This is a genomic window from Streptomyces sp. WAC00040, from assembly GCF_056835925.1.
This window is the reverse complement of record NZ_JAKQZE010000001.1, coordinates 1,002,459-1,013,864: the sequence shown is the minus strand read 5'-3', so window position 1 is coordinate 1,013,864 and position 11,406 is coordinate 1,002,459. Positions and strand designations below refer to the sequence as shown.

Sequence of the window (11,406 nt, the reverse complement as noted above, 5' to 3'; positions counted from 1 at the left end):
GCGCACGGGCGGCAGACCACGGGATCGTAGGCTGAACGTATGGGTGATCTCTATGCAGTTGATGTGTCCCTCAACCTGCCGCCATCCACCCCGGAGGACGCACTGGCCAGTCTGCGTCGGCACCTGGGGCTCACACTGGAGGCGAACGGCGACGCGGGGGCCACAAGCCTGGATGAATTCCCCCTCTGGGCAGCCCGCGGCCCGGCAAGCCGCATCGGAGGGGTGCTGGTCGGTGAATTGGCACAAGGTTCCGAGGGATGGGTGTTGACCGTCCGGCAGGAGGTGCATGCGGAGTTCCTGGACGATGTTGTGGCACTCATCGAGCAACTGGCCCGCCACTCGACCACGGAGGGCGTGATGGGTCAGATCCGATTCTATGAAGACGTTGTCCCGGAAATTCTGATCAACATGTCAGGGAAGTTCTTGAGGGTTCCGTTGGTGTACCCGAAGGCAAGCAACGCTTCCTGTGCTCTACCCGCAGTTGGCCGCGCTCGACTGTCCGTCGGCCCCGGTGTCATGCCATCGGACAGTCGGCGTCGCTTCCTCTTGGCATCACGTTTCGAACTCGCCCACCCAGGAACGGTCCAAAAGGCGGACGGGCAGGTACTCGGACTCGACCTCAATGGGGAAGCCGGCGTCATACGCGAGGCACGCGATGGCCAGCGGACCGAGGGCCAAGAATCCTGCGATGTCCCCCGACCGCTCTGGCTTGCTCCAGTACGCCTTGTGGAGTTCCAGGGCCTCTGCGAGTGCCTGGTTGAACCCGTCGTGGTCCTTGCGCAGGAACTTGTAGAAGAGGTTGATCGGCGGGTAAAGCACGCACTGGAGCAGATCACGCGGCGCGATTGTGGCGGTGTCCGGATGTGACTGCTCGATGGCAGCCGTCAGCTTCTCCGGCAGACCCGGCTGTTCACGCCAGTACGTCTGCAGAGCGTCCACCCAGTGGTAGAGGTACTCGTCACCCTCGGCACCGGAGGCCCGCAGGAGATCGAGCGGAATCTCGCACATCTGGTTCATCCGGTGCTGATCCCGGCAGATGATGACAAGCCACAGCGCTGTCAGCCAATTGCCGGCGTTCGCATAGAACTGCGGACCCGTGGCGTTGATGGTCCGCATCTCATGTGCGATACGCGTCTCGATTGAACCTTCGGTGATGGAGGCGGCGACGAACGCCGCCGTGCCCACCTGCATGGCCGAGACGGTGGCGTCCCACGTGGCGAAACGGTTGCCCCGCGGATTGAGGGCCTGGTTCACCTGTATCTGCAGGAGCGCTTCATTCAGGGCCATACCGACGATCGCAGGAGAGGCGTCCAGATTCTGGATGCTGGTCTCGAACTCCTCGGCCAGCCGCCTAACGGCCTGCTCGTCAACTGCAGGAATGGCGTGCCGCTCGACAACCGCCGTCACGGAGTGCTCCCGTCAATGGACTCGAAGGAAAAGTCTTCCTCCTTGAACTTTCCGATGTTGAACCGACTGCTCTTGAATCCCCCATGAGTCGGCCCGTTGGAAACGCCCTTGACGAGGATGTACTCGACCTTGTCCGCGATTAGGGCGTTCTTCAAGTCAGTGTACAGCTTGAGTTCAGCGGAGTCTCCGCCCTGCGCTCTCTTCCACATCTCATTCATGATGTCGAGGAAGTATTCGCGCGAGCCTTGCTTCGCCTTGTATCCACTCGGCAGCCTCCGCTCGTTCATACCCGTGCGGACGTCACTCTTCGCCTCAACGACGACGAAGCCTTCCTCGTTCCTACGCCGCCAGACCTGATCGAACTGGTCGTTGCCATTCTTAGGGCCAGCGGTCGGCTCCAACTTGGCACCGGGATAGAACTGTTGGATCGCGTGATGCTGGGCGACCGCCTCGCCATAGGCTTCCGACGCCTTCGACATCGTGTCGTGGTACGGAGCATGATGAGCCTTGAGGGCGTCGTATGCCGCCTTGTTCTCGGGTGTCCTGTTCGCTTCCCATGCTTTCTTGGCGTCTGCGAGCGGATCGTGCAGGGGGTTGTCGGCCTCGACCGCCTCGTACCGCGCCTTGGCACGGTCGTCCAGGATGCTTCCGACCTGAGGATCGTTGATCTGCTCGGTCGTGCCCGAACGGTTCCAGCCCTCGTAGTACTTCGTCGGGAAGGCCGACGGAGCGTTGTCCTTCGCGATCCATACATTCGGATTCGCCGGGTCCTTGATCAGCTGCGGCGGCGGGAAGCCACTCTCGTCAACAACGTCGGTGTCCTGGCGATAGCCGCGCGGCCAGTGGTACTCGTCGAAGTACCCCGGCTCGTAATTGGCTCGGTAAACCTGGATCTCCGTAATCTGTTCCCGAGTGAGCGACCCCGGAGGACCGTAGGGGTTGTTCCCCTGGCGCATGAAACTCGGAGGGTCGGGAACATGGCCCGGGCCGTGGCCCGGGCCGGACGTACCGCCGGCCGACGTAGCCGCTTCGTCCGCACCACTTGTCACGTCATCTACGCCGCCCGCGCCGGGGGCCTCCCCGTGCCCGGACCCGCTGCCGTCGCCGTTCTCCGCAGCAGACCTGTCCGGCAGGCCGTTGTCCACTGTCGACCCGCCCGGGGCGTCGCGGCCGCCGCTGCCCGGGGACGGGGTGTCGGCGTGGCCGCCGGCACCGCCCGTGGGTGTTTGGCCGCCCGCCCGGCCCGCGCCGCCGCCCGCTCCGTTGTCCAGGTTGTTCGTCGGCATGTTGCCGCCGACTCCGCCGCCCGGTGTGCGGTCCGGGAAGGCCCCCGTGCCCGGGCCGTTGTCGCCGAGGTGGAGGCCGTCGTCGCCCAGGCCCGTGCCGAGACGTGCGGCGTCGTCGCCTGCGCCCGCGCCCACGAGGGCCGGCTGTCGGACGGGCGGGGTGGGCGAGGAGACGTCCGCTCCGGTGGTCGGGGTGGTGGACTTGGGGGCGTCGTCGGCGTGCTGGAGCAGGGAGCCGTCCCTCGCGAGGAGGTGGCCCTCGGGGGAGAAGAAGCCTGTGCCTGCCGGGGCCGTGCCCGGCGGCAGTGCCGTCGCGCCTGCCGGGACTTTGATGGTGCCCTCGGGGACCGCGACCGCGCCGGCCGGGATCTCGCCGCGCCTCGGGAGCTGGACCATGCCGTCGCCCAGGTCCACCGCGCCCGGCGGGACGGGGGTGCCCTCCGGGAGCAGGACGGTGCGCGCCGGGACGGCGAACGCGCCCTCCGGCATCGCCGCGCCGTCGGGCAGGTGCAGCGTGCCGTCGGCGAGTTTGTACGCTCCCGGCGGCAGGGCAATGGCGCCCTCGGGCAGCGGCGGGACCTCGATCCTGCCCATGCCCTTGAGACCGGCCATCACGTCACCGAGCTTCGTCAGGCCCGCGCCCGCGCCCTTGAAGACGTACGTCATCGGGTCGACGGCGCGGCTCACCTTGCCCGCGATCGCCAGTGCCCTGGCCGCAGCACCGGCCTTGCCAGCAGTCGCCGCCGCGCCGCCCGCTCCGCCGGTGAAGACGGTCGTCACCACGTTGAACGTGACCGCGCCGGCCGCCCGCCCCGGGTGGGCGTCCCAGTCGTCCCAGGCCAGGAGTGCCTTGCCGGTCTCCTTCAAGGCGGTGCGCGACTCGGCCATCCACGCGGGGAGTTCGTTGTCCGAACGGGACATGTACCACTGGTTCACCATGGGGTTGGAGGCCAGCGCGGCTCCCATCACCAGCTTGCCCAGCCCGTCCCAGGCCTGCCCCGCCGCGTCCCAGCCGTTGAAGCCGGCCAGCGTGCCGAGGCCCACGATCGTGCCCCACACGCCGTCCACGAAGAAGCCCGTCACGAAGTCGGCGGCGTGCTCCCACACCTGCCAGCCCGGCGTGGACTCTTCCACCGCGTCACCCCACGGCAGGCTTTTGGCCTGCTTGAGGGCTTCGGCGTCGTAGCCGTACATGCCCCCCTTGTCGGAGCCGTCGTGCTTCTTCAGCGGGGTGCCGTCGACGAGGGCGACGATCTTGGCGTGGCAAGCCAGCTCTACGTCCTGGAACGCGGCCCACACCTCGGCGACCTTGTTACGGCGTTCCAGGTTCTCGTCGATCAGGTCGCCGTCCTCGCGCCACTCGTCGTCGTCCGCGACCTTGGAGCGGAACGCCCGCGCTTCCGCCCTCAGTTCGTCCAGCTGTTTCGCCAGCGGCTCGGCGTCCTGTGCATATGTGCGCAGCGCCCCCGCGATGACCGACAGGTCGGAACCAATGAGCTGCGCGGTGGACTTGACCGGCTCGGTGACAGCGAAGAGCTGCTCCGCCTCCGGAGCCGCGTAGTACGCGCGCAGCCCGCCGAAGGTCGTGTGGACGTCGCCGGCAGCGGTGGGAATCTTCGTGCTCGCGCCGGAAAGCGACTTCACCCGAAGGTCCAACTCGGCGAAATCGCCGGTGAAGTGCGGGATCTCGTACGGGTCGACCGGGTTGTCTCCGCTCATCGCTGGTTCCCCCCGGTGTCCCGCATCAGCAGGTCCAGACGCACCTGACGGGCAGCGTCCTGCGCTTCCTTGGCCGCGGCCAGATCACCCTCGACGTACTCGCCGGTGGCCTTCGCCGCGCCCAGGACAGCCGCCTGGACACGGTCGGCCATCGCCTTCAGAGCCGCTGACCGCTTCTCCGCGTACTGGGAGAGCGCGGCCGCGACCGGGCCCACGGCCTTCTGGTGCGGCATGAGCGGAGACGGCCCTGGTCCGGGCGCCAACGGACCCACCCGGGTCGGGTAGACCGCCGAGCCCGGCACCGCGGTGCCGGCTGCCTGCGCCGCTGTGGACAGGTCCGCGATCATCGCGGTCAGCAACTTCTCCAGACTTCCGGCACGGGTGCCGGTGAGCTGCAACTGCCCTTGTACGCCTTGTGGTTCGATGTCCCACGCCGTCATGAAAGCCCCCCTGCCAAACCCGGACTGCCACTGCCGCCACGTGCCACGACACCCCGACGGATCGTTTCTCCGGCGGGGTGGGCGTGTACGAGCTGTTTCAGCCGATGCCGTCGACCGCTGCCTTCGCCCGAGCCAGGGTCTGCTGCGCGGTCGCGTCGTTCTTCTCCAGCGTCGTCTTCAGCAGCCGGATGATGTTCCGCACCTCCTCAGAGGTGCTGTACCAGCGCAGTTCCTTGCCGTGGTACTCATCGGCCACGCCGTCGGCGGCGAAGTCCTTCATCGCGTTCTTCACCTGGGCGTCACGCGCCGCAATGACCAGCTCCAGACGTGCGATCACCGCCTGGATGTTGCCCTGCGCCTCGTTCGACGCACCCGTGTCGTACGACCGACGGTCGCTGCCTGCACCCGCCATCACAATCACTCCCCGTAAGTTCCGGACACTGCCGCCACGCCAGTAGGTCAGCTACGACCCGAGAACCGCGCCGCGTCGAAGTTCGCCGCGGACATCTGCGTCCTCGCGTTCTCGTCCTGCTCCTGATCACCGGAGCCGAAGGCCGCGTCCATCCCCGACTGCCCGCCGAGGATCGCCGCCAGCGAGGCGTTCAGATCTGCCGTGATCTCGTCCGCACGGGACTTGAACAGGTCGAAGGCCGCCTTGCCCGACCCGTTGAACCTGCCCTCCAGCGGCGCCGCAGCCTGGATCAGCTGCCGGATCAGCAGCCCTAGGTCCCGGCTCGAGCCGTGCGACTGCGACGCCAGGGTCGACAGGGTCTGCGCGCCCATGTCGAACTTCATCGAACTCCCCCGTTCGTTCAGATGGACGTACGAATACTCATGCCTACCAACTCGGGCGTCACGGAAGCAATCAACATTCATGACACTCCGAGCCGGAGTCGACAATGTCACACCAGGACCGCTCAATACCGGTCCGGCAGAAGGGTTTTGGCGTGATTCCGTCCTCCGTGCGCCCTACACGCCCTTGAGATGGCCGACCAGTCGCTCGAAGTCCCGCCATCCCGACAGGTCGGACGGATCCCCTGGTAGGGAGTAGTACAGGGCAGGCCGTGCCTTCGGTCCGAGCTGCACCGGCGGCACGGACAGCGGCGTACGACGGGCACGGTCGCCAGGTATCCGGCGGACCTCCTCCGCGCCGAGCACGAAGGCCACCGGAACGCCCGGCCCCTCGAAACGGGGTGGCACCGCCAGATCGCGGCGGGCTTTGCGCAGTTGAACAAGCAACGATTGGAGGTTGTGGCGCGTTGCGAGCACCTCGGCCGCCCTCGGAAGGGCGTCCAGCGGAGGCTCCTCGCCGGTCCCGTAGCCGAACGCCAGCGTGACCTCCTCCTCGACGCCCGCCTGGGTGCGGCTGATGCGGACCGTCGCCAGGCCGGGCCGGTCCGGGCGGCCGACGACCATGGCCCAGGTGGGGCGAGGCGACCGCTCGTAGGCGACATCGGTGAGCCGACGCGGTGACCAGGGAACACCGGCGGGCTCCGCGGTGCCCCACCCGGCCGGGGGTTCGCCGGTGAGCTCGCGCCAGATCGATTCCACGGCTCGGCCGAGCACCAGACGCTCGTCCGCCGGGTGGATCGTCCGGAAGGTGAGGGCCAGTTGGCGTTCACCGGTGTCCGCTGTCTCCTTGAAGGCGGCTGCCACCGGGGTACGCGGGTCGTCGGCGCTCCCGTCGGAGGCCAGGACCGCGTCGACCGGCGCGAACATGCCGTTCTGCCAGCGCAGTACCGCTCCGGACCGGCCGTCGTAGTAGCCGTCCCGCTCGTCCTGCACGACCCAGCGCGACGGGTGTCCCGGCAGCGCGTTGCGCACGGCGAGGGAGAGCGTGGTGCCCGCAGGACTGACGATCTGCAGGCCGAGATCCGCGTCCGCCGCGGCCCGGAACGCGTCGGACAGCCAGGCCGTCATGGCGACCACCGGACGGTCCTGGATCACGACGGCGACCTTGTCGGTCAGGACATCGACCGCGGGTTGTGCTGCCGCGGGCGCCGGCACGGCACTTGCCGCACTCGCCCCGTCGCCCTCCACGACCGCGAGCGACCGCGCGAGTTCGGGAGGCCACGCCGAGCCGCCGAGCAGTGAGGTCAGCCGGGCCGCGAAGGTGCCCGCGAGCCGTTCGGCCTCCTGGACGCCGGTGGTGGCGCGGGCCTCCGTCCACCAGTACGGAACGGGCGGCGCCGTGGCTCCCAGCAGCCGCTCTGCCTCCCCGGCGACCTCGATGAGCATCGGCGTCTCCACGGAGACGAGCGGTCGCCCTTCCGGGTCGCAGAGTTGCACCACGGCACCGTCTCCCTGTGCGCCCACCAGTTTGTCGGGGCCTCCGGAAATCAGGCCGGCGAGCATGCTCGAAGGGTCGGGCATGCGATCGGTGAGGGCGATGACGTCCTTGGTCATGTGGTCGTCCGGCTCCTGGTCATGGTGTGGTCGTCCGGTCGGGCGTCGTTCGTGCCCCGCGCGGGGCCGCCCGGTCCGGCGTGGGTCGGGTCGGGCACTGCTCGGTCGGCGTGCCGCGGGCACCTGGCGCCGACCAGGTCAACGGCAGATCACCGTGGCGTGTACACGGTCTGGATCAGGCGGTTCGACTGTCCCCTGCGGATGAACACCCCTCGTCCCGGCGGCTGCTGGGACGCGTACACCCCGGGGAACAGTTGCCCCTCGCTGCGGTCGCCCGCCATCAGGACCGCCGACGCCCCCGATTCGCGCAGGCCCTGCACCAGCGGCTCGTACATCCCACGCGACGCACCCGCGACCCGGCGCGTCAGCACGAAGTGCAGTCCGATGTCGACGGCGGAGGGGATGTACGGCAGGAACGGACCGAGCGGCGACTGGCCGGCCGTGGTGAGCACGTCGTAGTCGTCGACGAGGACGACGATCCGAGGGCCGTCGCCCCAGCTGCCCGGCTGAAGATCCTCCAGGCGGGCGTTCTCGTCGGGCAGTCGCTTCTCCAATTCGGTGGCGATTCCCGCCGAAAGGCCGGCACACAGCTTGGCGTTGTACGCGTAGCCGCCGTTGAACTCCTCGGGGACCGCGCCGCGCAGGCTGCGCCGCGGATCCATGACGGCGAACACCAGCTCGTCCTCACCGTAGCGTTCGACGAGGCCGTCGGCGATCGCCTTCAGCAGGTTCGTCTTGCCGCACTCGCTGTCGCCCATGACCAGCAGATGCTGGTCATGGGCGAAGAGGTCGAGCAGCACCGGCGCAAGCGCGGTCTGGTCCAGGCCGATCGGCACCTTCCGCGGCTCGGCGGCCGGACCGGGCAGCAGGTGCGGCTCAAGGACGTGCGGCAGGACTCGCACGGGCTGGGCGACCTCGCCGCTCCAGGTGGCGCGGATCGTACGGGCGGTGCGCTCAAGGACCGTGCCGAGCTCCGAGACGTCCGGGAGCGAGTCGGTACGGGGCAGCGCGACCTGTGCGAACAGCTTGCCGTCTGTGAGCGCCCGGCCGGGCTCGTCCGGCGAGAGGGTCTCGGCGAGCTTGCGGTCGATGCTGGACTCGCTCGGGTCGTTGAGGCGCAGCTCGACGCGGGTACCGAAGTTCGACTGGGTGGCGATGCGGACGTCGTTCCAGCGGAGCATGCCGGCGACCACATGGATGCCGTAGCCGCCGCCGCGCTTGAGGATGTCCACGACGGCGTCGTCCAGCTCCTCGAAGTCCTCCCGTAGCGCGCCGAATCCGTCGATGACCAGCACGATCTCGGCCGAGGCCAGGTCGGGCAGCCGGCCCGCCGCGTGCAGGGTGCGCAGCTGCTCGACGGAGTCGATGCCGTGCTCGCGGAAGAGGTCCTCGCGCAGCGCGAGCATGTTCCGCACCTCTTCGACGGTGCGTGCCGCGCGCTCGCGGTCGGCGCGGCCGGCCACGCCCCCGACGTGGGGGAGTCCTGCGAGGGCCTGGAGCCCGCCACCGACCAGGTCGAGGCCGTAGACGCCGACCTCCCGCGGTGTATGCGTCAGGGCGAGGGAGAGGACGAGGGTGCGCAGGAGGGTCGTCTTGCCCGACTGCGGGCCGCCGATGACGGCGGCGTGTCCGCCGGCCACGGTGAGGTCGAGGTACCACTGGCCCTGCCACTGCTTGGTCGGGTCGTCGAGCAGTCCGATCGGCACCGTCAGCTGCCCGCGTCGCTTCGACAACTGCGTTCCCCGCCTGCCGACCTTCAGCGGGCCCGCCACGTCGTCCAGGGCGACGGCACCGGGCAGTGGGGGCAGCCAGATCCGGCGCACCGGGTCCCCGGCGTTCTCCAACTGCCCGACCACGACGCCCAGCTCGGTCGGGCCGGTCTCCCGACGCCGCACCGTCTGCTCCTGCGGGCCCGAGTCGTCGGGCGAGCCGAGCGTGTTGTACGCCTCGTACTCCAGTGCGAGGGGACCCCTCTCCTCCTGCTCGACACGACGCACGGGACCGCGGTAGGCGCCGGAGACGTAGCTCGCCTTGAAGCGCTCGTAATGGCTCGTGTCGACCTTGAGGTAGCCGAAGCCCGGCAGCGGTGGCAGGTGGAAGGCGTCCACGGTGTCGAGGACCGTGCGGGACTCGTCGGCGGAGAACGTACGCAGGCCGAGCCGGTAGGAGAGATAGGTGTCCAGACCCTTGAGCCTGCCGCCCTCGATGCGCTGACTGGACAACAGAAGATGCACACCGATGGAGCGGCCGATCCTGCCGATGGACAGAAACAGGTCGATGAAGTCCGGCTTGGCGGTGAGGAGTTCGCCGAATTCGTCGATGACGACGAACAGGTGCGGCAGCGGCTCCAGATCGGTCCGCTTCCCGGCACGCAGCGCCGCGTAGTCCCCGATGTCCGCGATGTTGCCCGCGTCCTTGAGGACCTGCTGGCGGCGCTTGACCTCACCGGCGAGAGAGGCATGGACACGTTCCACGAGTCCCGCCTGGTTCTCCAGGTTGGTGATGACACCCGCCACATGGGGCAGGTCCGCGAACGGCGCGAAGGTCGCGCCGCCCTTGTAGTCGACCAGGACGAGCGCCAGGTCCTCCGGCGGATGAGTGCAAACCAGAGCGAGGACCAGGGTGCGCAGCAGCTCCGACTTCCCGGAACCGGTGGCGCCGACGCACAGACCGTGCGGGCCCATCCCGAGCTCTGACGACTCCTTCAGATCCAGGAGCACCGGTTCACGGGAGTCGCTGATGCCGATGGGCACGCGCAGGAAGGCACGTTCACCGCGCGGTGCCCACAGCCGCGACAGATCGAGTCGCGCCACATCCTCGATACCGAGCAGATCCGCGAAATCGACCGGCCCGGCGAGCGGGGCGTCGGTGAGGGACTCCGCCGAGAGCCGCAGCGGCGCCAGCATCCGGGCCAGGCCCTCCGCGAACGCGATGCCCACCTCGTCCACGGTGCCGTGCGCGCTGATCGTCTCCTCTTCACGCAGGTCTTCCGTCACCACCCGGTCGCCGTCGACGGTGATCCGAACGCCGACGTGGCCCGGCTCCTGGACCCTCTCCTCGAGCAGGTGCAGGACGGTGACGCCCATCTCGCTCAGGCCGACCGCGTCATCGGGGCGCGGCAGGTCGACGGCGTCCTCGCCGTGTCCGTCACTGACGACGAGCAGCCTGGACGTCATGGTCAGGGCGTCCTTGCCGGACAGGCCGCGCCGCACCTCGGCGGCGTAGGAGGCGCGACGGCGCAGCTCGGGACCGATCTGCCGGGCGAGCTGGGAAACGGACGGGGCGATACGCCGGGCAGCGACCGGGCCGTCGAACTGATCGGCGTCGAGCAGATGCGGCATCCACTTCGCCCACTCCCAGTCACCCCGCCGGTCACCGGGTACGGCGAGCGCGATGCCCACGTCGTCGGGCGCGTGCAGGGCGGCGGCCTGGACGATCAGGGCACGTGCGACGCGCAGGCAGTCCTCGCGGGGGCCGACGACGCTGATGTTGCCGACGCGGTCCAGGGGGACGGTGAGCGGAAGCTCGGTGCCGGTGCGGAAGCGTGAGGTGAGCGCCGACGCCTCGTTGAGCATGAAGCGGTCGGGCGGCGTGAGAACGGACGAGCCCTGCTCCGCGACCTTGAGATCACGTACGGTCATCTCGCCGGTGCCGACACGCAGCCGCAGGAAGTCGCCGTCGCCGCGCCGGCGCTCCCACAGACGGGCCGGGTCGCGGACGATGTCGTACAGGGCGAGCGGCGGCGGATCGAGGATGCCGGCCCGCTCACGGCGCTCACGCTCCTCGGCGGAAAGCTCCTCGCGCAGTTCCTCCAGATAGGCCAGGTACGCCTCGCGCTGGGTGCGGCGGGTGCGCTGCGCCTTGCCTCGCTGAGAGAAGACCAGCACGATCGAGCCGACGATGGTGACGAGGAGGATGATCGCACCCAGCGCGGCGAACTGGCTGTTGCGTACGACCGTCATCATCACCACGGAAGACATGACACCGGCGACCGGCAGCAGCGACATCGCGATGTTGCCCGCCTTCCCCTCGGGGAGGTTCGGCGGGGCCTCGATGATGCGCGGGGCGGAAGCGGCCGGGGGCCTCGTGTTCCGGGCCGGGCGGTGTATCAGTCGGGTGCTCATCGTCGTCGTCCGTCGTCGTTCACG

7 protein-coding genes are annotated in these 11,406 nt (G+C 69.0%); all 7 read right to left on the bottom strand.

Annotation, left to right across the window (positions count from 1 at the left end):
- Nucleotides 1-552: 552 nt before the first annotated feature.
- Complete coding sequence (locus MDN94_RS04545) at nucleotides 553-1,407, bottom strand: immunity 49 family protein (RefSeq protein ID WP_482724675.1); 855 nt, start codon at nucleotides 1,405-1,407, stop codon at nucleotides 553-555.
- A complete protein-coding gene (locus tag MDN94_RS04540) occupies nucleotides 1,404-4,412 on the bottom strand; it encodes a hypothetical protein (RefSeq protein WP_482724674.1) in 3,009 nt (1,002 codons plus the stop codon). Before MDN94_RS04540 ends, MDN94_RS04545 begins: the two co-directional genes overlap by 4 nt.
- The gene (locus MDN94_RS04535; protein WP_482724673.1) at nucleotides 4,409-4,852 is read right to left on the bottom strand and encodes a DUF6507 family protein; all 444 of its coding nucleotides are present in this window, start codon (nucleotides 4,850-4,852) and stop codon (nucleotides 4,409-4,411) included. Before MDN94_RS04535 ends, MDN94_RS04540 begins: the two co-directional genes overlap by 4 nt.
- Nucleotides 4,853-4,949: 97 nt before the next feature.
- On the bottom strand, nucleotides 4,950-5,264 hold the full coding sequence (locus MDN94_RS04530) for a pore-forming ESAT-6 family protein (RefSeq protein ID WP_100107548.1): 315 nt from the start codon (nucleotides 5,262-5,264) through the stop codon (nucleotides 4,950-4,952).
- A gap of 47 nt (nucleotides 5,265-5,311) precedes the next feature.
- Nucleotides 5,312-5,647 (bottom strand): hypothetical protein, encoded by a 336-nt coding sequence (locus MDN94_RS04525; RefSeq protein WP_482724672.1) that lies wholly within the window; start codon nucleotides 5,645-5,647, stop codon nucleotides 5,312-5,314.
- A gap of 174 nt (nucleotides 5,648-5,821) precedes the next feature.
- Nucleotides 5,822-7,258 carry a DUF6177 family protein gene (locus tag MDN94_RS04520; protein ID WP_482724671.1) on the bottom strand — a complete coding sequence of 479 codons (1,437 nt, stop codon included), beginning with the start codon at nucleotides 7,256-7,258 and terminating at the stop codon, nucleotides 5,822-5,824.
- 149 nt (nucleotides 7,259-7,407) lie between these two features.
- Nucleotides 7,408-11,382: a type VII secretion protein EccCa gene (gene eccCa / locus MDN94_RS04515; protein ID WP_482724670.1), complete on the bottom strand. Its 3,975-nt coding sequence runs from the start codon at nucleotides 11,380-11,382 to the stop codon at nucleotides 7,408-7,410.
- Between the last annotated feature and the right edge of the window lie 24 nt (nucleotides 11,383-11,406).

Excerpts from the sequence above, each read along its gene's own strand:
- MDN94_RS04540 (WP_482724674.1), bottom strand. The coding sequence starts at position 4,412 with ATGAGCGGAGACAACCCGGTCGACCCGTACGAGATCCCGCACTTCACC.
- MDN94_RS04535 (WP_482724673.1), bottom strand. The coding sequence starts at position 4,852 with ATGACGGCGTGGGACATCGAACCACAAGGCGTACAAGGGCAGTTGCAG.
- MDN94_RS04530 (WP_100107548.1), bottom strand. The coding sequence starts at position 5,264 with ATGGCGGGTGCAGGCAGCGACCGTCGGTCGTACGACACGGGTGCGTCG.
- MDN94_RS04525 (WP_482724672.1), bottom strand. The coding sequence starts at position 5,647 with ATGAAGTTCGACATGGGCGCGCAGACCCTGTCGACCCTGGCGTCGCAG.
- MDN94_RS04520 (WP_482724671.1), bottom strand. The coding sequence starts at position 7,258 with ATGACCAAGGACGTCATCGCCCTCACCGATCGCATGCCCGACCCTTCG.
- eccCa (WP_482724670.1), bottom strand. The coding sequence starts at position 11,382 with ATGAGCACCCGACTGATACACCGCCCGGCCCGGAACACGAGGCCCCCG.